We start from the raw sequence: 25,241 nt of genomic DNA on the forward strand, positions 1-25,241 counted from the left end.
TGTGAGCGATTCGGTTCGGATTCGACTCGACTTAACCCAACCTTCTAGTCAGACGGTTTTGGTCCACATGGAGTGGACGCCCCAGTGGAATCGCCAAATTCTTCAGTTACCCGTTTGGACGCCAGGGTCCTACACCGTTCGAGATCACGCTCAACACCTTCACAGTCTTCGGCTGAGCAATGGTTCAACGGCTCAAAAGGTTCGTCGTTTGTCCCCGAGTCGTTGGGTGTGCGAGCTAACAACGCTTGAACCGCTCACTCTGACCTACGCGATTGAATCCCGGGACCTCACGGTGCGGACTGGCTTGTTGGACCCGGATTTTGCTTCCCTCAGTCTGGCTTCAGTGGCGATGGAGATCGAGGGCTTTCGTTGGATGCCCCATCACTTGGAGGTGTCAGCTCCTTCGCACTGGCAAGTGCATCTCCCCCTCGAATCGTCAGTTCTTGGTTGGCTTGCCAAGGATTTCGATGCCCTGATCGATACCCCGTTGCATGCCGGTCCGTTTGCGGTCAAACCGTTCACCGTTCATGGACATCGGCATGAACTTCTCTTAATTGGCGCTCCACCTTCGGGTTGGCCGGAGAGCTTCATGTCGGACATCGAGCGCGTTTGCCAGGCCACTTGCGATCTGATGGGGACGCCTCCCCCCGCCGGGGATCGCTACCAACTGGTTCTTCAACTTCTCGAAAAGGGTTACGGCGGTTTGGAGCACGACCACAGTGCCGTTCTGCAATTCAATTGGTCAGCCCTCGCCAGCAAAAAGGGATACCGGCAGTTGCTTCAGCTGATTGGCCATGAGTACCTGCACCAGTGGAATGTTCGGCGGCTTCGTCCCGTCGAGTTGCGCCCCTACGACTACTCACAACCAGTGATCTGCGAGGGGTTGTGGTTCGCTGAGGGCATCACGAGCTACTACGACCTCTTTCTTCCACTGAGGGCTGGATGTACAGATCAGTCCATGCTTTTGGAGGACTTCGGAGAGGAGCTGTCCAGTGTGCTGATGTCGCCTGGACGGTCGATTCAATCCCTAGCGATGAGTGCAGAAGAGGCCTGGGTGAAGCTGTACAAGGCCACACCAGCATCACGCGACACCCAAATCAGCTATTACCGCCTTGGGGCCGCGGTGGCTTTTTGTCTGGACGTCCGCCTACGAAGTTTCGGCACATCCCTTCCCGTGTTGCTTCGCCATCTGTGGAGCTCATTGGGCGAACACCATCGTGGGTTTTGCAGAGACGACCTCCACCAGTGGCTTGCATCAGTGGACAACGGACTACCCGCAGAACTGGACCACTGGCTTGATGACACAAACGCGGTTCCGCTGGAGAAATCTGCTGAGCTCATCGGTCTGCGCTTGGAGGCCGTTCCACAAAAGGCCCCCCATCATGGTTTGACCCTGAAAGCTTCAGCCGGCGATCTGGTGGTTCAGCGGGTCATGAAGAACAGCCCAGGCATGAAGGCCGATTTGGTTGTTGGAGACGAAATCTTGGCGATCAATGGTTTCCGTGTCCGTTGCATCGACTCCGTTGCTGATCTCATGCGTAACTCCTCTGAAGTTCAAGTGTCTTTTGTGCGTCGGGGCTTGATGAAGGAAACATTCCTGCAGCCTGAATCCGCCATTGAGACTTGGCGATTGGAAGTCGATCCTCAGGCGTCTTCTGATCAGCTGGCTTTACGAGAGCAATGGTTCAAAATTTTCTGAACCGTTGCCGAGAGCAACCTTTTTCGTTTTTGCGACGTCATCAAAAAACTGCTCTATCGGCAGTTGCCATCGGCTCAGTCGGTTTGGTCGGTCTGGGTTGGCTGCTGATTGATGGCCGGATGCTCTCGTTTGCTGGTGATCGCCCTTCGCTGTTGGAATTACTTGATCAGGTGGCTGAAGACAAGGGGGCTAGGAGCAAGCCATCTCCGCTTGGATCTGTTCCTGTCGCTCCCCTCTCCCGCTCGTGGCGTTCGCCGTTGGCTCGCCAATGTTCGAGCATCGACAAAGGCATTCGATCCCGCCTGCTCTCTCTCCAAAAGCGTTCGGGATCGTGGCGCACATTTGTGCCCATCGATCCAACCAACTTTGGCAAGCGTTTTACCGAAGACGCTTTTGGGCGACGCCTCGATGGCTCTCCACGGGTGATTGTGTTGCATGAAACCGTGTATTCCGTGAGTTCTGCGGTGAACACCTTTCAAACGCCGCACCCCATAGATGAAGACCAAGTGAGTTATCACACCCTTATCAGCCGCGATGGTCGTGTGCTCGATTTGGTGGACCCACTCATGCGCGCCTATGGAGCTGGTTATTCAGCCTTTCTTGGGGAATGGGCCATCACGAACAAACGGCTCAAAGGATCGGTCAATAATTTCGCTCTCCATCTGAGCCTTGAAACGCCATCCAATGGAGCCAACGGTCGTTCTGGCCATAGCGGCTATTCGTCTGAGCAATACGACGCCTTGGCCCTGGTGTTAGCCGGGTGGATGGATGCGTTCAATCTCCCACCAACGTCAGTGACAACCCACCGTCACGTGGACATTGGCGGTGAACGAGCCGATCCGCGCAGTTTCGATTGGTCGGCCCTCCAGGTTCGACTTGCTGCAATGGGCGATCTCTGTGTTCCGTGAGCTGGATCGTCAGTCTCACCGCCCCTAAATGAAATGTGCCCGAGCCGGAGCTCGCCGCGAATAGATCAGCCCATGCAATTCAGGATCCTGCATGTAACGCAAAACCCTTGCTGGGTAGTCGAGTTTGCCGTTGTGTAGATAGCTCAGGGTTGCAATTGCTTTGGCGTCTAAGTAGGAACGGCTTGCTTGAAGCACGCCATTGGGCGAGAGGCCTATTTCGCGCTTCAGCCGTTGAAGTTTTCCTGCCAAAAGCTGAACGTTTTGTTCTGGATTCAACAACTGATCCCGTGCCCAAGCAATTTCTTCCGCTGTGGGTTGTGGGGGCAGTTTCTTTTGATGAATCAGCTCACTAATGCCGATTTGAGCAGGACCATGGGTTCTAACCAAGCCCGAATGGGCAATAAACGGCAAACCCTCCCCAGGTTTGGAATGTTGTATCTCATCGAACAAAATCGCCGTCACCAACATCGGATTCACGCGATGCCGTGCCGATTCGCGAAGAATGGCCGGCTTGAGTGCTTGGAGGCGATCAAGGGTGCGCAACCGTAGGGGCTGCAGTTGATCCATTCCATCGGTGAAGAGCTGGGCCAGTGGTGTCTGGGGGCCGTGAACTCCGAATCTCCGTTGGAGGATTTGCAATTCTTCAACGCTGAAATCGGCAGGATTGGGATGCCCATCCAACGTCGATTGCACTTGGCCTTGTTGCATGTCGATGCCTGGCGTTGTGCGCAGGAATCCCAGTCCGATAACAACGGCGGCAAAGGCTCCTGCAGCGATAAAGCGCAGACGATCAGGCATTGAGGAGTCGAGCCAAATGCGAAGGAACTCGGATGAAACTACCCGGGGTGTCCAAGAAAGTGCGCATTTCGTCAGATCCTGGATAGCTTCAGCAGATATCAGCAGCAACTCCCCCGTGAGCTTTCCGGATTTCAGCGCTAGCGACGCTCAGATTCAATGGCAGCGGTTTTGTGATCTGCTCTGGTATCACGACGATCTTGGGTTGTGGCTAGACGTGAGCCGAATGCACCTCAATGCTTCTGAGCTTGAGGCGTTGCAACCAGCCATGGATCGTGCCTTCACCGCCATGCATGAGCTGGAGGCGGGCGCCATTGCCAATCCCGATGAAGAACGACAAGTCGGGCATTACTGGCTGCGGAATCCCCAACTGGCTCCGTCTGATGACCTACGGACCCATATCGCCCGCGAAGTCGATGACATCGAGGCTTTTGGTCGTGGCGTCGTTCATGGTGAGATCAAGGCACCCAGCGGAGTTCCGTTTACGGATGTGTTGTGGATTGGGATCGGAGGCAGTGGCCTTGGCCCGGCCTTGATGATTCGCGCGCTCAAGAACAACAACCAGGGGCTCCCCTTTCATTTCCTCGACAATGTTGATCCCAACGGGATGAGCAACGTTCTTGGCGGTCTGGCGGGTCGCTTCAAGACCACCTTGGTGGTGACGGTGAGTAAGTCCGGCGGAACTCCCGAGCCTCATATCGGCATGGAGCAAGCCCGCTTAAAGCTGGAGGCCGCCGGAGGTAAATGGGCTGGCCAAGCGGTTGCGATCACGATGTTGAACAGCCGGCTTGATCAACAGGCTCAACAGGAAGCCTGGCTCAAACGCTTCGACATGTTCGATTGGGTGGGTGGTCGCACAAGCATCACCAGTGCCGTTGGCTTGCTTCCTGGGGCACTGATTGGCTGCGATATCAGAGATTTCTTGGCAGGTGCGGCTCAGATGGATGAAGCCACGCGAGTGGCTGATTCCCGTCGGAATCCGGCTGCGCTGATGGCAGCGTCTTGGTACGTGGCAGGAGAAGGGAAAGGTCGTCGAGACATGGTGGTTCTCCCCTATCGCGATCGCCTGGAGGTTTTTAGTCGTTATCTCCAGCAACTTGTGATGGAGTCCCTCGGAAAGCGCCTTGATCGGGATGGCAATGTTGTTCATCAAGGTATTGCTGTTTACGGCAATAAAGGCTCGACCGATCAACATGCTTACGTTCAACAATTACGTGATGGCGTTGATAACTTCTTCGCTACATTTATTGAAGAGCTTGAAGACAGTGAAGACATTCCAGTCATCAAAAACGAGCGTCCGGGTGATTTTCTCGATGGCTTTTTGCAGGGCACACGTTCAGCGCTGACGGAAGGTGGACGTCAAAACATGACGATCACAATGCGGTGCTTCGATGAACGACGTCTGGGGGCTCTTGTTGCTTTGTTTGAGCGTGCAGTTGGACTTTATGGCGAGTTGGTGAATGTGAATGCTTACCACCAGCCTGGTGTCGAAGCTGGTAAGAAGGCCGCAGCCGCCATTCTCGATTTGCAGCAACGTGTTGAGGAGGTTCTACAGGATGGAGTGCCTCGCACCGTGTCTGAGATTCGGCAAGTCCTCGACGACGGTAGTGATGAATCTATTTTTTGGATTATGCGGCATCTCACTGGTAACAAGCGCCAGTACAACGCACAGGGTGACTGGTCGAGTCCAGCCGGTATGCGTTTCAGTAAGGATTAAAGGTTGTCTTACTAGAAGAACAATTTGTAATCCTTGGTTTGTAAGTTTTGATTGTTTGTAGTAGTTCTGGCTTTCATTTTGTGACCTGCTAGATGAATCAGGGCACAAGATTGACAAGTTTCCCAGGGACTACAATGACTCGCTTCGGGGTTGCTCCTTCAAGCCATTTGTTGGCCACATCGCTGGACAGTGCCATGGACTCCAGAGTCGCTTTGTCTGCATCAGCTGGCGCTTGGATGCTTCCACGAACTTTGCCCTTCACTTGAATCACGATGGAAATGGTGTCTTGGATTAATGCGCTGGGATCCACCGAGGGCCAGCTCTGTTGATGCACGCTGCCATCCCCACCGAGACGACTCCAGAACTCTTCTGCAATGTGCGGTGCAAACGGAGCTAGCAATCGAATCAGTCCAGATAATGCTTCCTGGAGGATTGGAGGACGAAGACGATCAGGTCCGGATGATGTGATCGTGTTCGACAACTTCATTAACTCGGAAATTGCTGTATTCAGCTGAATTTCACCGTTTAGATCATCACTCACTGCATCGATCGCTAAGTGAAGGGCTCGACGAACATCGGCTTCCTGATCCGTTAAATCTGCTGGACATCCAGTTGAATTTAGATCGGTCAGCGTTGACGAAGCATTTTCAACCAAACGCCAGAGTCGCTGCAGAAATCTGAATTGCCCCTCAACATCAGCGTCATCCCACTCGAGATCTTTCTCGGGGGGTGCCTTGAACAAGATGAACATGCGTGCGGTATCGGCGCCATATCGATCAATGACTGCTGCTGGATCAACGCCGTTGTATTTCGACTTCGACATTTTTTCAAACAACACCTCGAGTTTGTCGCCAGTGGTCGGATCGAGTGGATCGTTGGGATCACTTACATCAGCTGTTGCGATGTATTTGCCAGTGATCGGATTGCGATAAGTAATGGCCTGCACCATCCCCTGGGTTAGTAGACGCTCGAAGGGCTCGTCGATATCAATTAGGCCACGATCTCGGAGTGCCTTGGTGAAAAATCTCGAATACAGCAGATGGAGAATGGCATGTTCAATGCCTCCCACGTATTGCTTCACCGGTAACCAACGTCTAACCGCCTCCTTGCTGAAGGGTTGATCAGTGTTGTGGGGATCAGCAAAACGCAGGAAATACCAGGACGAACACATAAAGGTGTCCATGGTGTCGGTTTCACGCTTGGCGGCACCACCACAGCAAGGGCACGACACGTTGACCCAATCGCTCTGCTGGCTCAAGGGTGATCCGCCTTTTCCAGAAAGATCAATGCCTCGCGGCAATTCCACTGGCAAATCGTCCCGTGGAACGGGTACAACTCCGCAGGTTGGGCAATGAATTACGGGGATTGGGCAGCCCCAATACCGCTGCCTTGAAATCAACCAGTCACGCAGTCTGTAGGTCACTTTGCTCGTGGCCCATCCGGCCGTCTCTCCATGGGATGTGATGGATCCTTTGCCCTGGTTTGAGGGCTGGCCATCAAACACTCCGGAGTTGATCAACGTTCCTGCCTCTGTCCACGCCTTTCCTGCATCGATCGCTTCTTTGGCACCCTCGGCATCGATCACCTGACGGATCGGTAATGCATTGGCCTTTGCAAATTGGATGTCCCGTTGGTCGTGCGCCGGTACGCCCATCACCGCACCAGTTCCGTAGTCGGCTAGGACGTAATCGGCGATCCAGACCGGTAGTTGTTCGCCAGTGAGTGGATTGGTGACGCAGGCTCCAGTGGCAACCCCTTGCTTGGGCCTTTCGTCACTGGTGCGTTCAATCGTGCTGAGGCGAGCCACTTGTTTTCGAAACTGATCAACGGAAGCCAGGTGCTCTTCCGTTGTGAGCCCGTCTACCAATTGGTGTTCTGGGGCCAACACCACATAACTTGCCCCCGACAAGGTGTCGGGTCGGGTGGTGAACACCGTGATGGATTGTTGACTCGAGCCAGTCACTTGGAATGTGATTTCAGCCCCTTCTGAGCGCCCAATCCAGTTGGCTTGCATGGTGCGGACCCGTTCAGGCCAACCCTTCAGCTTGTCGAGGTCGTTCAGCAGGGCTTCGGCGTAATCGGTAATTCGGAGGAACCATTGGTTGAGTTGGCGTTGTTCGACCAGTGCTCCGGATCGCCAGGAACGTCCATCGGCATCCACCTGCTCATTCGCTAGCACCGTCTGATCAACCGGATCCCAGTTCACCGTTGCATTTTTTCTGTACGCCAGTCCGCCTTCGAGTAATTCGAGAAACAGCCACTGGGTCCAGCGGTAGTAATCGCTGTGGCACGTGGCTTGTTCGCGATCCCAATCGATGGACAGTCCGAGCCGATCCAGTTGATTTCGCATTTGGTCGATATTTCGATCCGTCCACTCCCCGGGGTCAATATTGCGTTCGATGGCAGCATTTTCTGCGGGCAATCCGAAGGCGTCCCAGCCCATGGGATGCAAAACGGAATCCCCGCGCATCCGCTGAACACGCGCGATGACATCAGTAATCACGTAGTTCCGCACGTGCCCCATGTGCAGGCTTCCTGATGGGTACGGAAACATCGAAAGGGCAAAGAAGCCCGGTTTGCTGGACTCGGTTTCTGTGGTGTCTAACCCTTGGTCTTTCCATCGGGCTCTCCAGCGCTGCTCAAGGGCCGAGGGGTCGTATCGGTTCTCCTGCGGGCTGTTGTTAGCTGAAGCTGAAGAAGAGGCAGCGTTCACGGGACCCGCATGTGGCTTGGCTGCGATCGTGCCATACACCTGTTGATCAATCGATGGATCGAATCAAGGTGATGTGCCGGCGAGCGATCAAAACAGGACGTGTAGAGCCGAGACGTTCAAGGGCCAGAAACTCAGGGTCTTGCCAAATCAGTCGGCCCTCGATGCGCTCCTGATCAAGAACAGCGATGCTGACTGCGAGGCCTTCGCGGATCCAGTTCTGCAGCATCCGCACACCCGGAAGACTTGGATCAAGGGGCGTGGTCTCCATAAAATTCAGAACACACGTAGGGGGAGCATGCTGCAGTTCAGCAAATATCAGGGTCTTGGCAACGACTTCCTGATTCTTGAGGGTCGTCAGGGTCAGCTGGATTTTGCTGTTGCAGAGCCAGACCCCAACTGGGTTCGTCGAATTTGTGATCGACGCTTTGGTGTGGGTGGTGACGGTGTGATTTTGGCTCTCCCGCCTCAGGCCGATGGTGATCTGCGGATGCGGATTTTTAATGCAGATGGCACGGAAGCTGAGATGTGTGGCAATGGCATTCGCTGCCTTGCCCGATATCTGGCTGACACGGATGGAGAGGCTCCAGGTTGCCGATGGGCGATTGAGACCCCAGCTGGAATGATTCGCCCTGAGTTGATGACGAATGGACAGTTGCGGGTGGATATGGGCGCGCCGTTTTTGGAGTCTGCGTCGATCCCCACCACCCTTGAACCTTTGGCTGGGCTACCAAGAGGGGCGCTCGAGATCGATGGAGTTCCTCTCAATGTTGCATCCGTCGGAATGGGCAATCCCCATGTGGTGGTTCCGGTCGAAGACCTAAGCCGAATTCCCTTTGAGGTGTGGGGGGCTGCCTTGGAAGTGCACCCCGTTTTTCCCGCCAAGACCAATGTTCATTTCCTCAAGGTCCATGCCCGTGACCGATTGGAAATACGTGTTTGGGAACGGGGGGCTGGCCCGACCCTCGCCTGTGGCACGGGTGCCTGCGCCACGCTGGTTGCAGCTGTTCTTCTCGACCTTGCTGACGAGCAGGCCGAAGTGATGCTTCCTGGAGGACCTCTGCTGATTTCTTGGCCTGGGCGTAGTGGATCTGTCTTGATGACTGGGCCCGCTGAAGCCGTGTTCGATGGGGTAATCACGCCGGAATTGGTGCCCGCCCCATCTCCTTCGGAATCGATGGTTCAAGTTCCCGACGTAAACACTCCTGTCGAGACCCCATCTCCTGCTTCGCTGGAGGATGAGGCGGCAGCACTGGCCAAGGTGCAAGCGTTTCTCAACGACACGTCATTGGACTCGATGTTGAACCTGGCCAGCGATTCTTTAGAGCAGCGCACACGCTCCCGCTTTGAACGTGGTGGAAGCTGAGATCTATTTGGATGCGGCTGCAACCACTCCGCCTCGGTCGGATGTGATTGAGGCCATTGTTGAGGCGCAGCGAAAGGCTTGGGGGAACCCCAGCAGTTTGCACAACACAGGTGTGAAGGCTGCTGAGTTGCTGGAGCGGTTGCGCTGGGAGCTCGCGCAACGTTTCGCGGTGGTGCCAGATCAGCTGATTTTTACCTCAGGCGCCACAGAGTCCGTCCATCTCGCCATTGTTGGTTCAGCGGCGAAGCTCACTCCCGGTCGAATCGTGGTGTCTGGGGTGGAACATCCGGCAGTTTTGGCCGCTGCAAATCAATTGAAAAACAAGGGCTGGACTGTTGCGTTCTGGCCTGTTGATGCGCTGGGTCTGATTCGTTTGGAGTGCCTGGAGGAGCTATTGGCCGAACCGACTCGCATGGTTTCGCTGATTGCTGCCCAGAGCGAGGTCGGTGCACTTCAGCCAACGGACGTGGTGGGACAGGCGTGCCGTGCCCGTGGCATCACGTTCCACAGCGATGCGACACAGCTGATTCCACAGGGCTGTCCTGAGTTCAATCATTTTCAGTCCGACTTGGTCAGCCTGTCGGCCCATAAGTTCCAAGGCCCTCGTGGGATTGGCCTTCTAATCCGACGTTCGAACCTTTCGTTGTCTCCGGTTCAAGGGGGAGGTGGGCAAGAGTTTGGCTTGCGCTCGGGAACGGAAGCCTTACCTCTGATTGCTGGGATGGCTCAGGCCCTATCCGTACTCCCTGCGTATCACCTGAGTGGCGATACGGTCCCACCAGGCTCTGGAGCTGATGTTCGGCGACAACGGGATGACCTACTCCAAGAGCTGTTAGAGATACAGGGTTTGTCGTTGTTGGGCCCGAATGTCACGCAGCGATCGCCAAATCACATCGCTGTTCTGGTCGGGTCTGCAGGGGGGCAGCCCCTTTCTGCGCGGGCGATGGTTCGAGAGTTGGCCCGTCGTGGCGTGGCTTGCAGTAGTGGAAGTGCTTGTCGTTCAGGACAGCGACAAGACAGTTCTGTCTTGACCGCAATGAATGTCCCTGAACCTTGGCGTCAGTCGGGTTTGCGCTTCACCCTCGGTCCTTGGTTGGATGACAAGGCTTTGAAACAAGTTCCTGAACGTGTGTTGGACGCTCAGCGCGCGCTCTCCTGAGATGCTTTTGTCATGACATCGTCCGAAGACACAACAAGCTCCCTGCCAGCTGATTTGTTGATGGCAGAAGCACAACTTCAGAATGCAGTGATAGCAGCACTCGCCTCGGGTGCTGCGCGTCGATGGTCGGCCAATCTCCGCTTCGAAAATTTGCGGGTTCTTCCTGTTGCACTCAGGCTTGCCCGCGCCCTGTTGGCGAAGGATTGTCCAGTTTTAGTTGTGTGGCCGGATGCGGGTGCTGCGGCCTTAGCGCGGCGCGATGCGGACGACCTCAGCGCCGTCACGATGGATTTCAATCAACTGAAGCGGAAGGAGTCGAGTACTCCTGATACCCGAGTTCTGTTGGCGATTGGTCCACAGCCTTCTGATTACGACGATTTTGAGGCGGTGTGTGATGGCCATGCCGGCCCGGTGGTGATGCTCAACGGCCGCTTGGAAGATGCCGCCGTGGGGATTGGCAGCGTGGCCCGGGAGCGACGAAAGGGTTTTGTTGCCACTTGGCTGCAGGCGTATTGGCTTCAACCGCTGGAGGGAGGCGCCCTACTCAGGTCTTATCCGGAGAACTGGCAGTTGTTTCGCTTGGATCCGGACGGATATCGCCCACTGTCGTCGTTCGAGACGCGACCAGATCCTGAAACGATTTCTGCTGTTTTGGCCGGTGAGGATCCAGATGGCTTGAAGCAGCAGCTCAAAAGCGTCGATCGCTTTCTCGATGGTCTACAAAATTGATCGGAATTCAGCTTGATTGCTGCTCCGACTGTCTATAGGGTTCGTGTCCCCGTGGGGATCTATGACTCGCCTCAATTGGCTTCGCAACCTGTCGCCTATCGATGGTGTAGCGGCAGTCATTGCATGCCTGGCTCTCGTCGGTGTGGTGTGGTCGCCAAAGCTGAATCAAGCCATCGCCAAGGCCTCAGGGGCGATGCAACCGGTTGGGGTGAGTGTGGATGTCCGGCAACTGCAATTGGCTCAGCCCGAGCTCTTGCTTCAGTCGATTCGTGAAGAAGGCCGAGTGAATATCGTCATTCGCAATCAACCGGCGGGACGTGTTGAACTCGTGGATGTGGTGAATGTCACCCAGCCGTTGATGGCTGTGCAACCAGACGGCCGAATTGTTGAAGCAGACATTGCCAATCAGTCCCAAGGGCTTCATGTTCGTTTTGTGTTGAAGGCCGACGCTGAAGCTGCTGCGTCAGGTGTTGTCTTTGGCGGCACCAAGCTCAAAATTGGCGTGCCGGTGGATCTGCAAGGACGGCTTTACAGCTTCCGTGGCGTGGTCAGCGGGATCACCCTTCCGTGATGCGACGCTTCACGGCCCTGGTTTTGTTGTCTTCGCTCAACGTCACTGGAGCTGTTGCCCAGCCGTTGTTAGCGCCTCCGCCCGTTCAACAACGTCAAGGTCGTGCTCTGCTTGGAATGGGACCGCTCTGCCCAGCCCTCCAAAGATCAGTGGAGGCTTCAGTGGGATCCGAAAGTCGGGCCTGGAGCATCAGTGTGCTCGACGACCGCGGTCAAGCTCTGGCTGATCTCAATGGAGGACTCGCGCGGATTCCAGCTTCAAACCAAAAGCTGGTCAGCACTGCTTTTGCCCTTGATCGTCTTGGTCCGGACTTTCGTTTACGCACCGAGCTTCTTCGCCATCCCAATGGCACCTTGGAGCTGGTCGGCGAAGGGGATCCCGATTTGAGCGTCGCTGAGGTGCAACGCATCGCGATGGTTGCCCTCGGTCAGGGTGGCTCCCGTCGACCATCGGTCTCAACGCAGCCGGTCAAGTTGGTCGTTCGCGAGGAACCTCGTCAGCGTTGGTGGCCCAGCGATTGGCATCCTGCCGATCGTTCTTATGCCTACGGGGCACCCATCACCCGGTTAGCGCTCACCAGTAACGCGCTTTACATGGCCGTGATGAACCCTGCAGCTCGATTGCAGCAGGTTCTGGATTTGGCGATTCGCCGCCAGGGGGGGCAAGTCCAGCTTGAGTTGCAGGATCACGACAGTGTCGAAGACAGTTTTGTTGAAGAAAGTTTTGTTGAGGAAAGTGTTGATGAGAAAAGTGTTGTTTTGCATCGCGAAGAGTCGGCTCCCATGCATGCCTTGCTCAGCCTGGCCAACACCGAAAGTCATAACTTCACGGCAGAAGTATTGATGCGGGAAGCAGCGAACAGCTGGGATCTTGGACAGGCTTCATTGATCACAACCCGTTGGCTTCAAGCCCAGGGTGTTCCGATGGGTGGCGTTCGCATCCGTGATGGGAGTGGGTTGTCCCGTGGCAATCGTCTGACCACTCGAGCCATTTCAACCCTGCTTTGGCGCATGGCACAGCATCCATTGGGTAGCTACTACCAAGCCTCGATGGCGATCGCAGGTCAACGAGGAACGCTCAGAAAACGATTTGGAAGCACAACGCTTTATGGACGTTTTTGGGGAAAAACAGGAACGTTGTCTGGGGTGAGATCGATCTCAGGGGTTCTTGAAACCAAGCATGGCCCCCGTTACGTGAGCATGATCTCGAACGGCGGTTCCGCCCCCTTCGCCGTGATGGGGGATGTGCTGTTAGCGAGTCAGCGGATTAGCCGTTGCCCTTCATGGAACGGAATCGAGAGGATGAACGGCGTCCGCGATTGATCGGTGCAGCGGCTTGAGCTGGATTCGACTGCTTGGATCCCAAGTCCGAACGAATTGATTGGATTTTGACCAATTCCTGGCGGCCACCAATGACGATCTGAGCCATATCTTTGAGTCGTGCTTCCAACTCTCCCAGGGTTTGTTCGGCATAACGGTTAGCGCCGTCTTGCACTCCAGCAGCTTCTTGACGGCTGCGATGAATCAGCGCTTCACACTGCTGTTGAGTTTGCTGCCGAAATTGCAGTGCATCGTTGTGGATGCGCTCGGCTTCATCACGACCTTCCTTTTGAAGACGCAATCCTTCATTGCGAATGGCTTCTAAATCTTTCTGCGCTTGAGCTCGATTGATGTCGTGTTGTTCCGCGGCCTGACGGCGTAATTCAACAACTTCCTGCTCTAGTTCTTGACGACGCTGCAGGGCCTCCTGTTCGAGCTGCTGCCGGCGGGCGGCATAGATCTGCTCCTGTTCAGCGATTTTGGCTTGAACCTCCTGCTCAAAACGGGCCCCTTGCTGGCGAGTTGTTTGAAGAAGCTGTTCGCACTGTTGACGGGTTTGATCGCGGAGGTCATTCACCTGACGCTCAGCCTCTTGCCGAATCGCTGCACTATTGACGAGCTGCTCCCGTTGATGTTGCGCCTGTTGAACGATTTCTTCGGCTTGCTGCCGCGCCGTATTGATGAAGTCATCCCGGCGTTCAATCAGTTTTCCAGCCCTCTCAATTTCCTTTGGAAGAGCTTCCCGTACGGCATCAAGAACCTCGACGGCATCCCCTTCGTTCACCAGTCGCCCACCAGTAAACGGGAGACGACTGCCTTCCAGTACGACCTCCTCGAGCTGATCAAGCTGATCGAGAACGGTGAGCCGCACGTCGTCCATCTCAGTGGGGTAAGAAAGCTGAATTAAAGAGCCTGTTGAGGTCGAGCGCCACCTCTTTGGGCACCATGTGGTCAATCGCGCCACCGAATCGCGCCACCTCTTTGACGACTGAACTGCTCAGGAAACTGTGTTGGGTGGACGTTGCCATAAAAACCGTCTCCAGAGTGTCGTCGAGGGAGCGGTTGGTATGCGCCAGTTGAAGTTCGTATTCAAAGTCGCTCATGGCCCGTAATCCCCGCAAAATCAGATCAGCGCTGTGCTCTTTGGCGCAGTTCACGGTGAGTCCATCGAAGCTGACCACTTCAACACCCTGGAGATGGGCCGTCGAAGAGCGGATTTGCCTGATCCGCTCTTCGACACTGAAGGCCGGTTTTTTACTTGGATTGCCCAGAACGGCAACGATCACGTCACCGAAAAGGACCGCAGCCCGTTCGATCAGGTCCATATGACCATTGGTGAGGGGGTCAAAGCTGCCGGGATAGAGCGCCCGCATTGGCACAGTTGACGGTGATCGAATCCTATGCAGCTGATCGCTGCCTAGATTTTTAAGAAAGCTTGGGTGCCATGAGCCTCGATACCGACGCCAAGAAAGTTCTGCTTCGCAAAATCCCCCATGGACTGTTTATTTGTGGCGTGCGGGATGGTGATGATGTGAATGGTTTTACAGCCAGTTGGGTCACCCAGGGTTCATTTGAGCCGCCTTTGGTCGTCATGGGTGTTCGGGCCGATAGCAGTAGCCACGCCATCATTGAGGCCACCAAACGCTTCTCGCTCAACGTCTTAAGGGCCGACCAAAAGGATTTGGCTGCGGTGTTCTTTAAGCCTCAGAAAGGCTTGGGCGGTCGTTTTGAAGCTGCACCTTTCACCGAAGGGGAACTCGGACTTCCGTTGCTGGACGATGCTGTTGGCGGCGTTGAATGTGAACTGGTTGGCTCGCTCAAGCACGGTGATCACACCGTTTTCGTGGGTGCGGTGAAGTCGGCCCGTTTGATTGCAGACGGTGAGGCCCTCAATTTGGCTTCAACGGGGTGGAACTACGGCGGCTGATCAACCCTTGGCTGACTCGATCTCAGGGACGCCTCTCCTCACTCAGCCGGAGCGTTTGGAACGACGCTTAAAAGATATTCCTGCTGAACCCGGTTGTTACCTCATGCGTGATGGTGATGACCGGATTTTGTATGTCGGCAAATCGAAAACATTGCGCAGTCGAGTGCGTAGTTATTTTCGTAGCCGTCACGATCTGTCGCCGCGCATTCGGCTGATGACTCGGCAGGTCTGTGAGATTGAATTCATCGTTACAGATAGCGAGGCAGAGGCTCTTGCCCTTGAATCTAATCTCATAAAAAATCATCAGCCTCATTTTAATGTATTACTAAAGGACGACAAAAAATATCCTTATTTATGCATTACTTGGAGTGAATCTTATCCGCGTATCTTTATTACTCGACGTCGACGTTTTAGGAGCCCATTAGATCGCTTCTATGGACCTTATGTTGATGTAGGACTGCTGCGCCGCACGCTTTTTCTTGTTAAGCGTGTCTTCCCATTGCGTCAAAGACCAAGGCCGTTGCATCAGGATCGTACTTGCTTGAATTACAGCATTGGCCGCTGCCCTGGGGTCTGTCAGGAAAAAATTAGCTCCGACGATTATCACCAAACTTTGCGCAAAGTGGCGATGGTATTTCAAGGTCGAAGTGATGAATTGCAGAACCTCTTGCAGGAACAAATGCATAAATATGCTGATCGTACGGATTACGAATCAGCGGCCCGTGTACGCGATCAACTTCAGGGGCTAGATCAACTCACAGCTGATCAGAAGATGAGCCTCCCCGACTCATCGGTCAGTCGTGATGTCCTTGCGTTGGCCTGTGATGAGCGGCTCGCTGCAGTTCAGTTGTTTCAGATGCGCGCCGGAAAACTTGTCGGACGGCTTGGCTACACAGCCGATGCGGCTGGTCTTTCTCCTGGACTGATCTTGCAACGCGTCATTGAGGAGCATTACAGCCAAGTCGATGCGGTGGAAGTTCCACCCCAGCTCCTTGTTCAGCACCCACTACCTCAACAATCATTGCTGGAGGAATGGCTCACTGAGCAACGTGAACGCAAAGTTCAAATTCATTGCCCCCAGCGCCGCCAAAAAGCCGACTTAATTGAACTGGTTCAGCGCAATGCTGAATTTGAGTTGCTTCGGGCCAAGCAAGGTCAAGAGCAACAAGCCTTGTCCACAGAAGACTTGGCTCAACTTCTTGACCTCCCACTTCCTCCTCGGAGAATTGAGGGATACGACATCAGCCATATCCAAGGCAGTGATGCTGTGGCCTCCCAGGTGGTGTTTATCGATGGTTTGCCGGCGAAACAGCATTACCGCAAATACAAAATCCAGAGCAGCAGCATCCGTGCAGGGCACAGCGATGACTTCATGGCCATGGCAGAAATTATGCGAAGGCGGTTTCGCCGCTGGGCACGAGCAAAAGCTGATGGGCTCGATCTGGGAGCTTTGCGTCAAAAGGGAGGTAGTGCCCTTCAAACGGATGGTCTGAACGATTGGCCCGATCTCGTGATGATTGATGGCGGCAAGGGTCAGCTTTCAGCTGTCATGGAGGCTCTCCGAGAACTGAATCTCCATGACGATTTAAATGTTTGCTCCCTCGCAAAGCAGAGGGAAGAGGTGTTCCTTCCTGGGGAAAGTCAACCGCTTGAGAGTGAAGCTGATCAGTTGGGAGTTGCGTTGCTTCGTCGACTCCGGGATGAGGCCCACCGTTTTGCCGTGAGTTTTCATCGGCAACAGCGAGGCGAACGGATGAAACGCTCTCGCTTGTCGGATATTCCTGGTTTGGGCGCGAAGCGTGTCAGGGATTTGTTGTCGCATTTTCATTCGATCGATGCCATTCAACTGGCCTCGGTCGACACACTCTCAAAAGCGCCTGGTGTTGGTCCAGTCCTTGCTCAGGATATTTTCAACTTCTTCCATCCCACCGACGAGAACGACGGTTTGCCCTCCTCTCAACTAGAAGGAGAACAACTGGAGCACTCCGCATGATTCGACTGTTGTGCTGCTGTGTTGCGCTCTGGCTTTGCTGGACTCCCCCCGCTTTGGCTTCTCCAGGGCTCTGCACTGGTCCAGTTTGTGCTGAGGGGATCACGCGAAGCGCCAAGAACCACTGGCAGTTGGTTCTCAAGATCAGTGACCAACAAGGTCACCGCGAAAAAGTCACCATGAATTGCAAAGCTGGAATGCTGAGTCCCCTTGATGGGCAGGTCGATCGTGCCTACGCCACATCCCTTGGACGGCGAGCTTGTCGATTGGCGGGAGAAGACGGATAACTGTGGAGATCACTCTTGTTTATCCGCATCAGCTGTTTGCGGAGCACCCAGCCATTCAATCCGGTCGTTGCGTAGCGCTGATCGAGGACCCGCTTTTTTTTGGAACCGATCCTTCGTGGCCGATCAAGGTTCATTGCCAACGGTTGTTGCTGCATCGTTTGTCGATGGCGGCCTATGCCGATGACCTCCGGAATAAGGGTTATTCAGTGCAGGTTCAGCGTCATGACAGTGCTGTTGATACGAATGGTCATCTAGGGCTTCTTCACGCTGCTGGTTATCGACGGTTTCACGTAGCGGATCCTGTTGATCACCTTCTGGAAAAACGTTTGAAAGCATTCATAGATGAAAATAATTGTCATCTAGAGGTCGTAGATACGCCTCTTCTTCTTACACCTCAGCTGGTTAGTGAGAAACATTTTGGCAACGGGAAAAAACCGTTAATGGCCAAATTTTATGAGATGCAGCGCAAACGGTTAAATATTTTGGTCGATGCTGATGGTGCACCCCATGGAGGGCAGTGGAGTTTTGATGCCGATAACCGTAAGAAATTGCCCAAGGGAATCACCGTTCCCCTTGAACCGGCGTCTCCTCAACAGATTGATGTTGCCTCGATATTGAAGCAGCTGAAACACGAACAGTTACCTCTTCTTGGAAATGGAGATCAATTCAATTATCCAGTTAATCATCAACAGGCTGCTCTTTGGTTGGATCAATTTCTGGATGATCGATTCAAGGATTTTGGAGCCTATGAAGATGCCATTAGTCGATACCACCGAGTGATGTGGCATGGAGTTTTGACACCCATGCTGAATATTGGCTTATTGACACCGCGTCAGATCCTCGACCGTACCTTGGAGTACTCTAAGAAAAATGATATTCCTCTGAATTCTTTAGAAGGATTTATTCGACAAATTATTGGTTGGCGAGAATTTATGGCCGTGATGTATCGCCGTCACGGGGTGGAAATGCGTAACAGTAATTTTTGGGAGTTTGAAGATCGCCCCATCCCTGATGCGTTCTATACAGGCAATACAGGATTGCCTCCAATTGATGACGCCATAAAGCACGCCTTGCAAACTGGTTATTGCCATCATATTGAGCGATTAATGCTCGTTGGAAACATAATGCAGCTTTGTGGTTTTCATCCGAATCGTGTTTATGTGTGGTTTATGGAGTTATTTGTTGATGCTTATGACTGGGTCATGGTTCCAAATGTTTATGGGATGAGTCAATTTGCGGATGGCGGTATTTTCACGACGAAACCCTATGTATCTGGGTCTAATTATGTCCGTAAAATGTCAGATTATCCCAAAGGCCCATGGTGTGAGATTTGGGATGGATTATTTTGGAGTTTCATCAAGAAACACGAGACATTTTTTCGAAGTCAATATCGATTAGCGATGATGACTCGTAATTTGGATCGGATGGCACCCGAAACGCTTGCCGCTCATCAGCATCGGGCCAACGATTTTCTTGAAGGATTGAACTGAGCACTTGCGTATGGTCGCTGGAGTGCGGTTGCGCCAATGACGCTTCCTCCTGAGGCTTACCTCTGGTTCAAAACACTCCACATCGTTGGTGTGGTGGTGTGGTTTGCAGGATTGTTCTATTTGGTTCGCCTGTTCATCTATCACGTTGAAACGGCAGAGCTAGAACCCTCTCTGCAACAGCCGTTTCGAGATCAGTACACGCTGATGGAAAAACGTCTGGCCAACATCATCACCACCCCTGGGATGGTCGTTGCAGTGACGATGGCCATTGGACTGCTGGTGGCCCAGCCGAGTTGGCTCCAGCAGACGTGGATGCACGCCAAGCTTGCCTTTGTGGCGGCCCTTTTGGGATATCACTTTTTCTGTTATCGCCTGATGGGACAGCTGCACGCCGGCAGCTGTCAATGGTCTGGAAAGCAGTTGCGTGCTCTGAATGAGCTCCCCACATTGCTGTTGGTGATTGTTGTGATGTTGGTGGTCTTTAAATCTCAGTTCCCAACGGGTGCTGCGACTTGGTTCATCGTTGCATTGGTGGTGTTTATGGCCGGTTCAATCCAGTTTTATGCCCGTTGGAGACGTCTGCGGGCTGAGGCAGCATCGGAGCTGTGAAATGAGTCACCCACTGCGCGAGGTGCTGGCTCAAGTGGCCTCTGATAGTTGTCCTGGCTCGTTCAATTTTCATTGCCACACCGTTTGTAGTGACGGAAGCCTCGAACCCGTTGGGTTGGTTCAACAGGCCACCAATTTGGGCTTAACCCATTTGGCTGTCACGGATCACCACAGCTCCCACGCCCATGCACCCATGCAGGCTTGGTTGGACCAGCGTCGATCCTTGGGCGAACGCGTGCCAACTCTTTGGAGTGGCATGGAGATCAGTTCACTGCTCAAGGGTTGCCTGGTTCATGTGCTGGCTCTTGGTTTTGAGCTCAATCACGACGCTTTAAAGCCCTACAACCACGGTGATTCCGTGGTTGGTGAGGCCCTGCGTGCTGAAGCTGTGGTGAATGCCATTCATCAGGCTGGTGGGCTAGCAGTTCTCGCCCATCCGGCTCGCTATCGACTGAGCCATGGGGTTTTGATTGAGGAAGCTGCACGACTTGGCTTTGATGGAGGCGAAGCGTGGTACGACTACGACATGAACCCGGCCTGGGCACCTAGCCCGTTGATCTGTGATTCCATCGACCGTCAGCTGGCCAACCTTGGCCTTTTGCGTACGTGTGGCACAGATAGTCATGGAATCGACCTCTGTGGCCGCTAAGTTCGACACACCACAGCTCTAGTCGGCATGGGCTTATTTGATCGTCTCCTGAAAAAAGATTCGCAGGACGCGGACTCCACGCTCAAGCCGCGTAAGCCCGCCAAGGACAAACCCGAGGAGTTTTTCCTTGATGCCGACTCATCGTCGTCGCTTGGCGATGTGAATTACATGCGCGAGTCGAAAACGATTCGTCGCACCTTCCCCGGCACGATCGACAGCCCTGGGACGAAGGAACAGATCATGGAAGTGGCCGCGGAAACCGAAAAACTCGAGAAACGAAGTGAGGGTCTTGGTGGTGAAGTGAAAGTCGAGAAGAGCATCGACCTCACCGCTGGCATTCCAAAACCGGTGAAGAAAACCTTTGCTGAACAGGTCAGCACGAAGGAAATGGATAAGCGCCTTAAGGGAAGTGCGATTACCGGTGTGAACACTCCAGCACCGGCTAATGCCAGCCCTGTGGGTCGTAAGGAAGAGCTGAAGCAAGTTGAAAAACCAGTGGCGAAAGTCGGTCAATCCGCCGAATCTCAAAAGCCAGGCTCAATTGATCCCTTCAGACAGATGGTTCGGGACTTGAACAAGTAGTTAATCCACCACGTTCAATCTGGGCCTCGCTACTGGAAATGAGGCCTTTCAATAACTGAATCTGCTGGTCGGCTGCTCCTTGCCAAAGTCCACGATTGGAAGCTTCGAGCAACCGTTCGGCCATATCGCGCAGCACCCAAGGGTTGCGACGTTCAAGGAATTCAACGATCTCTGGAGTGTTGAGCCATTGATCGCATAAGGCGCCATAACACCAGTCCGGCACACGATCTGTCGCTGCGTCATAGGCAAACAAATAATCAAGGCTTGCGCCCATCTCAAAGGCGCCTTTGTAGCCGTGCTGCTGCATTCCTTCAATCCAACGAGGATTGAGCAAACGGCTCCGCATAACTTTGTCGAGCTCACGCTCCAATCGGTGGAGCCGCGGCCTCTCGCGCCTCGAATGGTCGCCAAACCACAGCTCCGGGCGTTTCCCTGAACTCGCTTCTATCGCAGCGCTTAAACCCCCATGAAACTGGTAGTAGTCATCGGAATCCAGTAGGTCGTGCTCTCGATTGTCCTGGTTGTGCAACACCACCTGAACCCGTCCCAATGCTGATTCGAGCCCCGTTCGATCTTGGGATGGCTCCGATGATCCGCCGTAGCGCCATTGACTCCATTGCAGAAAAGCCTCACCCAAATCTGCACGGGAGTCCCATGCACCACTGTCGATCAGGGCTTGGAGTCCAGCCCCATAGGCCCCTGGCGCAGAGCCATAGATCCGTCCCTGGGGACCCTCTTGTTGGGTGAGTGCCGCGAGTGGGTTTTGATCGCTGGGTTCGTCGAGGGCTGCCACCATCACCATGGCCTGGTCCACCCACATCAGCAGCTGAGGAAAGGCGTCACGGAAGAGCCCTGAAATCCGTAAGACAACATCCACCCGTGGACGTCCCAGCAGTCGCAGAGGAATCACTTCTAAGTCCACCAACCGACGTGTTGGTCCATCCCATACCGGCCGGACACCAATCAGGGCCAGGAGCTGTGCAATGTCTTCTCCTCCATTTCGCATGGTGGCGGTGCCCCACACAGAGAGGGCAAGGTGTCTCAGACAGTCCCCTTCCTCCTGGAGGTGTAACTCCAGCAGTTGTTCCGCAGACCTTCGGCCGAGGTCCCATGCCGCTTCCGTTGGCAATCCTCTGAGATCAACCGAGTAAAAATTTCTGCCTGTGGGGAGAACGTCGGGCCGACCACGACTTGGAGCGCCTGAAGGCCCTGCTGGAATGCGACCCCCAGAGATGCCGTCGCAAAACGCCCTTTTTTCAGATGGCGCGCACTGAATCAATCGGGGCCAGAGATCTTGTGTGATTGCAGCCAAGGTCCCGTCGTCTTCCGTTGGTGACTGGATCCAGTCACGGAAGGGCTTCACCAAATCGGATCCATCGCCGTTACTCACAAGTGCCGAGACGACACCAAAGGCTTGGTCTTCCAACCATGCAACGCCATCCCCCACCCGTTGGCGACGCTCACACCCAAGTTGTTCGAGCAGTTGTTGATCCTTTTGATCCAACGGCTCGCCGTCCTCCTGCCCCCAAGGATCCAACGCCAAACCCACTTGACTCGCCATGGCTTGGGTGAGTCCTGGTCGTCCATGGGCCGGCGGTCGAGCCAAGGCTAGGAGCAGTTCCAATTCAGCCCGTTCGGACGGTCGCTGACCAAATCGATGCAGCCCCGTACGGATTTGAGCTTCCTTCAGTTCACAGAGATAGGTTTCCGCCGAATCCAAACATTCATTGATCAAGCTCGGATCACGTTTGAGATCGTCCTTGGTGGGAACCCCAGGCCAATTCAGTTCTTGCAACGTCACCAGAACGGCACGTTCAAGGGATTGACTGCGTTCGGCGCCGAGTTGACGTGCTTCAACGAGTTCGTCGAGCAGACCCTCTAACCGTTGCAATGGACCGTGTAATCCAGCACGCCCTAAGGGAGGCGTGAGGTGATCCAACACAACGGCATGCCCCCGTCGTTTCGCTTGTGAGCCCTCACCAGGATCATTCACGATGAATGGATAGAGATGGGGCAGAGCCCCCAGCGCGAGATGGGGACCACAACTGCTGCTTAGTCCAACCCCCTTACCTGGCAACCACTCCGCGCTGCCATGTTTACCCACGTGCACCATCACATGGGTCTGGTGAATCCTGTTGAGCCAGAGATACTGCGCCAGATAACGATGGGGGGGCGGTAAATCTGGGGAGTGGAGATCAGCGATTTGATCGGGGTCATAGCCACGATCTGGCTGAATCAACACCACAACATGGCCGTAGCGAAGACCGTGGATCGCAAAGCCATGGTTTCGATCGAGATCACAGGCATCACAGGGCTGACCCCAGCGCTGCTCGATTTTGGCTCGTGCGTCAGAGGGCACGCCGGCCCACCACTGTTCGTACACGTCCAAAGCCAAGTAATCCAGGGCTGGTCTGTGGAGCCCTTCAGGTGAATTGGTTCTGCCCTGCAGCAAGAATTGCATTAGCGCATCGCCATCGGAGGGCAGGGTCCCTGGGCCGAGGTTGTGGCCGGACTGCTTCAGCCAGTGCAACATTGCGACGCAACTCGCAGGCGTGTCTAGGCCGACACCATTGGCGACGCGTCCGTCTCTAACGGGGTAATTGGCCAGCACCATCCCCACTCGACGGTCGCTGTTTTTGGTCTGCCGAAGTCTGATCCAGCGTTGGCTGTGATCGATCAGCCAATCAATCCCTTCAAGATCAGGAACCTGGCTGGGTACAGCCGCCCCCATCTCGGGAGCCGTCATTTGCTGCTCGCGAAAGGCACACGGACGCGTGGTTAGCCGGCCATCCAACTCCGGCATCACCACCTGCAAAGACAAATCGAGTGGATCAAGTCCGCGGCTGCTGTTCCGCCAGCTTTCGCGACTTCGACTACTGCTCAGCATTTGCAAGACGGGAACGTTGATTTGTTCCCACAACGGACTACCGAGACCCGCCTCTGCCGTCTTGACGGACGCAAACGAGGTCCCTGCAACCACCAGCTCCACCTGTTGGCTTTGAAGAAGATCGATCACCCCCGCTTGCACCCCTGGATCACGAAGGCTGCTCACCCAAAGCAACCTGGGACAAAGACCGCGTTCACGGCAGGCCAGGCAGAGAGCTTCCGCTAGTGAAACGTCTCCTGCTTGAAGTTGAGCGCGATACAACACAACACCGATCCGGGGGCCTGCGTCATCCCGCCAATCCCATGGCGCGGGATCTGGCATCGGCAAAAGTTGCAGATTCGTTGGGTCGGGTTGTTGCTCCTGCAAGAGCAGTTCAAGTGCTCTGAGCACTTGGCCAAGATTGTCGACTCCTCCTTCGCGCAGTAGTTCGGCAAGACGATCCGCTAGGGCGAGGGAAATGGATCCCAATCCGTGAAGCTCGTTGTTTTGATCGTCGGTTCCCGCGAGGATCACGAGGTGGCGCCCTGCACCGCCGTCCTTCCAGCGTTGGAGCTGCTCGAGGCCATAGCTCCAGTGCCCCCGGCCACCGAGCAAACGCACCAGGACCAACTTGGCTTGATTCGCGGTGCTAGTGAGGTAGTGGTCGAGTTGGGCGGGATGGGACAAACAGTCCAGAGATAATCCGCGAATTTGGTTTCGCCAGTGCTCACCTCCAGCTGAAGCCAGATAGGCAGCCAAGGTGCTTAGGTCAGTGGCGGCACTGGAAAGAAACAACACATCCGCCGCTGGCTGTTCCACCAGAACCACGTCCTCGGGGGGGTCAACACCTGGACAGCTGGCTAATCGATGCATCGTTCCATTGTCCTGGTGAGCGGTGGTGAGAAGATTTCAAGAATCAGGTCGTCTTTGCGATGCATCAGTTCCTGCCATATGCCTGGTTCCAGAACCAATGCGTCCCCTTTGAGGAAGCCAAGATCTCTATCGCTACCCATGCGTTGCACTACGGCACAGGTGCCTTTGGCGGCATGCGAGCGATTCCCGATCCTCAACAAGCAGGCACGATGCTGCTTTTCCGTGCTGATCGTCATGCCCGTCGATTGAGTCAGAGCGCCCGCTTGTTGCTGACGGATTTGAGCGAAGAAACAATTTTGTCGTCTCTGACGGCCATGTTCCGGGCCAATCAACCGGATCAGCCGATCTATCTCAGACCTTTTGTGTATACGAGTGATCTGGGCATTGCTCCCCGGCTGCACGACATTGAAACCGACTTCTTGATTTATGGATTAGCTCTCGGCGATTACCTCTCCCCAGATGGGGTGAGTTGTCGCATCAGCAGCTGGACGCGCCAAGAGGATCGTTCCTTGCCCTTGAGAGGAAAAATCAGTGGGGCTTACATCACCAGTTCCTTGGCCAAAACGGAGGCGGTACAGAGCGGTTTTGACGAAGCGTTGCTTCTCAATAGTCGCGGCAAAATTAGTGAAGCCAGCGGCATGAACCTTTTTCTTGTCCGGGATGGTGCATTGATTACTCCTGGTGTCGACCAGGACATCCTTGAAGGAATTACGCGGGCGAGTGTGATCGAACTGGCAAAAGCCATGGGTATTCCCGTGGTGGAGCGTGCAGTCGACAAGACCGAGCTGTTCATCGCCGATGAAGTGTTTTTGACGGGTACCGCTGCGAAGATCACGCCGATCCGCCAGATCGAGTCGACCGTTCTTCGACAAAATCGGCCGATCATGCAAAGTCTGAAGAGCAAATTGGTGGCCATTACAGAGGGCCGCGACCCTGCCTATGAGCACTGGGTTACACGGATCGCTCTCAACTGATGTTCGGAGAGAGAGTTTCTT

Annotated in this window: 22 protein-coding genes; 16 read left to right on the plus strand and 6 right to left on the minus strand. The window is 54.6% G+C overall.

The window, feature by feature from the left end:
* The first annotated feature begins 1 nt into the window (after position 1).
* A complete protein-coding gene (locus tag SYNCC9902_RS05525) occupies positions 2 to 1,699 on the plus strand; it encodes a PDZ domain-containing protein (RefSeq protein WP_011359896.1) in 1,698 nt (565 codons plus the stop codon).
* A complete protein-coding gene (locus SYNCC9902_RS05530) occupies positions 1,681 to 2,607 on the plus strand; it encodes an N-acetylmuramoyl-L-alanine amidase (protein ID WP_011359897.1) in 927 nt (308 codons plus the stop codon). The genes SYNCC9902_RS05525 and SYNCC9902_RS05530 overlap by 19 nt, the downstream gene beginning before the upstream one ends.
* Positions 2,608 to 2,631: 24 nt before the next feature.
* On the opposite strand, the gene SYNCC9902_RS05535 is transcribed toward SYNCC9902_RS05530, so the two are convergent.
* Positions 2,632 to 3,405: a hypothetical protein gene (locus SYNCC9902_RS05535; RefSeq protein ID WP_011359898.1), complete on the minus strand. Its 774-nt coding sequence runs from the start codon at positions 3,403 to 3,405 to the stop codon at positions 2,632 to 2,634.
* Positions 3,406 to 3,520: 115 nt separating this feature from the next.
* On the opposite strand from SYNCC9902_RS05535, the gene SYNCC9902_RS05540 reads away from it, so the two are divergent.
* Positions 3,521 to 5,119 carry a glucose-6-phosphate isomerase gene (locus SYNCC9902_RS05540; RefSeq protein ID WP_011359899.1) on the plus strand — a complete coding sequence of 533 codons (1,599 nt, stop codon included), beginning with the start codon at positions 3,521 to 3,523 and terminating at the stop codon, positions 5,117 to 5,119.
* A 97-nt stretch (positions 5,120 to 5,216) separates the two neighbouring features.
* Here the strand turns inward: SYNCC9902_RS05540 and leuS are convergent, their stop codons facing one another.
* Together leuS and SYNCC9902_RS05550 are read right to left on the minus strand one after the other, a co-directional pair.
* Positions 5,217 to 7,832 (minus strand): leucine--tRNA ligase, encoded by a 2,616-nt coding sequence (gene leuS, locus SYNCC9902_RS05545; protein WP_041425385.1) that lies wholly within the window; start codon positions 7,830 to 7,832, stop codon positions 5,217 to 5,219.
* Positions 7,833 to 7,878: 46 nt separating this feature from the next.
* A complete protein-coding gene (locus SYNCC9902_RS05550) occupies positions 7,879 to 8,100 on the minus strand; it encodes an Hfq-related RNA-binding protein (protein WP_041424978.1) in 222 nt (73 codons plus the stop codon).
* 27 nt (positions 8,101 to 8,127) lie between these two features.
* Here SYNCC9902_RS05550 and dapF point away from each other — a divergent pair, with 27 nt between their 5' ends.
* From dapF to dacB, 5 genes are all read left to right on the plus strand, one after another.
* Positions 8,128 to 9,195, plus strand: a complete 1,068-nt coding sequence (gene dapF / locus SYNCC9902_RS05555; protein WP_011359901.1) for a diaminopimelate epimerase — start codon at positions 8,128 to 8,130, stop codon at positions 9,193 to 9,195.
* Positions 9,182 to 10,354: a cysteine desulfurase family protein gene (locus tag SYNCC9902_RS05560; RefSeq protein ID WP_041424980.1), complete on the plus strand. Its 1,173-nt coding sequence runs from the start codon at positions 9,182 to 9,184 to the stop codon at positions 10,352 to 10,354. Before dapF ends, SYNCC9902_RS05560 begins: the two co-directional genes overlap by 14 nt.
* 12 nt (positions 10,355 to 10,366) lie before the next feature.
* Complete coding sequence (locus SYNCC9902_RS05565; RefSeq protein ID WP_011359903.1) at positions 10,367 to 11,083, plus strand: DUF1995 family protein; 717 nt, start codon at positions 10,367 to 10,369, stop codon at positions 11,081 to 11,083.
* A gap of 61 nt (positions 11,084 to 11,144) precedes the next feature.
* A complete protein-coding gene (locus tag SYNCC9902_RS05570) occupies positions 11,145 to 11,654 on the plus strand; it encodes a DUF4330 domain-containing protein (protein ID WP_011359904.1) in 510 nt (169 codons plus the stop codon).
* Positions 11,654 to 12,976, plus strand: a complete 1,323-nt coding sequence (gene dacB / locus SYNCC9902_RS05575; protein ID WP_041424982.1) for a D-alanyl-D-alanine carboxypeptidase/D-alanyl-D-alanine endopeptidase — start codon at positions 11,654 to 11,656, stop codon at positions 12,974 to 12,976. The genes SYNCC9902_RS05570 and dacB overlap by 1 nt, the downstream gene beginning before the upstream one ends.
* On the opposite strand, the gene SYNCC9902_RS05580 is transcribed toward dacB, so the two are convergent.
* The gene (locus SYNCC9902_RS05580; protein ID WP_011359906.1) at positions 12,921 to 13,853 is read right to left on the minus strand and encodes a hypothetical protein; all 933 of its coding nucleotides are present in this window, start codon (positions 13,851 to 13,853) and stop codon (positions 12,921 to 12,923) included. The two genes, dacB and SYNCC9902_RS05580, sit on opposite strands and share 56 nt — an antisense overlap.
* Before the next feature lies 1 nt (position 13,854).
* Positions 13,855 to 14,346 carry a pantetheine-phosphate adenylyltransferase gene (gene coaD, locus SYNCC9902_RS05585; protein ID WP_011359907.1) on the minus strand — a complete coding sequence of 164 codons (492 nt, stop codon included), beginning with the start codon at positions 14,344 to 14,346 and terminating at the stop codon, positions 13,855 to 13,857.
* A gap of 71 nt (positions 14,347 to 14,417) precedes the next feature.
* On the opposite strand from coaD, the gene SYNCC9902_RS05590 reads away from it, so the two are divergent.
* Genes SYNCC9902_RS05590 through SYNCC9902_RS05620 form a run of 7 tightly spaced genes read left to right on the plus strand, consistent with a single transcriptional unit; the run spans position 14,418 to position 20,507 of the window.
* The gene (locus tag SYNCC9902_RS05590) at positions 14,418 to 14,900 is read left to right on the plus strand and encodes a flavin reductase family protein (RefSeq protein WP_011359908.1); all 483 of its coding nucleotides are present in this window, start codon (positions 14,418 to 14,420) and stop codon (positions 14,898 to 14,900) included.
* Positions 14,854 to 16,893, plus strand: coding sequence for an excinuclease ABC subunit UvrC (gene uvrC / locus SYNCC9902_RS05595; RefSeq protein WP_011359909.1), 2,040 nt, complete (start codon positions 14,854 to 14,856; stop codon positions 16,891 to 16,893). The genes SYNCC9902_RS05590 and uvrC overlap by 47 nt, the downstream gene beginning before the upstream one ends.
* Positions 16,890 to 17,177, plus strand: a complete 288-nt coding sequence (locus tag SYNCC9902_RS05600; protein WP_011359910.1) for a hypothetical protein — start codon at positions 16,890 to 16,892, stop codon at positions 17,175 to 17,177. Before uvrC ends, SYNCC9902_RS05600 begins: the two co-directional genes overlap by 4 nt.
* Positions 17,178 to 17,179: 2 nt before the next feature.
* Positions 17,180 to 18,667: a cryptochrome/photolyase family protein gene (locus tag SYNCC9902_RS05605; protein WP_041424986.1), complete on the plus strand. Its 1,488-nt coding sequence runs from the start codon at positions 17,180 to 17,182 to the stop codon at positions 18,665 to 18,667.
* A 36-nt stretch (positions 18,668 to 18,703) separates the two neighbouring features.
* On the plus strand, positions 18,704 to 19,276 hold the full coding sequence (hemJ, locus tag SYNCC9902_RS05610) for a protoporphyrinogen oxidase HemJ (RefSeq protein ID WP_011359912.1): 573 nt from the start codon (positions 18,704 to 18,706) through the stop codon (positions 19,274 to 19,276).
* A gap of 1 nt (position 19,277) precedes the next feature.
* On the plus strand, positions 19,278 to 19,925 hold the full coding sequence (locus tag SYNCC9902_RS05615) for a PHP domain-containing protein (protein WP_011359913.1): 648 nt from the start codon (positions 19,278 to 19,280) through the stop codon (positions 19,923 to 19,925).
* 27 nt (positions 19,926 to 19,952) lie between these two features.
* On the plus strand, positions 19,953 to 20,507 hold the full coding sequence (locus tag SYNCC9902_RS05620) for a hypothetical protein (RefSeq protein ID WP_011359914.1): 555 nt from the start codon (positions 19,953 to 19,955) through the stop codon (positions 20,505 to 20,507).
* On the opposite strand, the gene cobN is transcribed toward SYNCC9902_RS05620, so the two are convergent.
* Positions 20,476 to 24,246 carry a cobaltochelatase subunit CobN gene (gene cobN, locus SYNCC9902_RS05625; protein WP_011359915.1) on the minus strand — a complete coding sequence of 1,257 codons (3,771 nt, stop codon included), beginning with the start codon at positions 24,244 to 24,246 and terminating at the stop codon, positions 20,476 to 20,478. The genes SYNCC9902_RS05620 and cobN overlap by 32 nt on opposite strands.
* A gap of 59 nt (positions 24,247 to 24,305) precedes the next feature.
* Between cobN and SYNCC9902_RS05630 the strand changes: the two genes are divergently transcribed.
* Positions 24,306 to 25,220: a branched-chain amino acid transaminase gene (locus tag SYNCC9902_RS05630; protein ID WP_011359916.1), complete on the plus strand. Its 915-nt coding sequence runs from the start codon at positions 24,306 to 24,308 to the stop codon at positions 25,218 to 25,220.
* Positions 25,221 to 25,241 lie beyond the last annotated feature (21 nt).

This window comes from Synechococcus sp. CC9902, assembly GCF_000012505.1.
GTDB lineage: Bacteria > Cyanobacteriota > Cyanobacteriia > PCC-6307 > Cyanobiaceae > Parasynechococcus.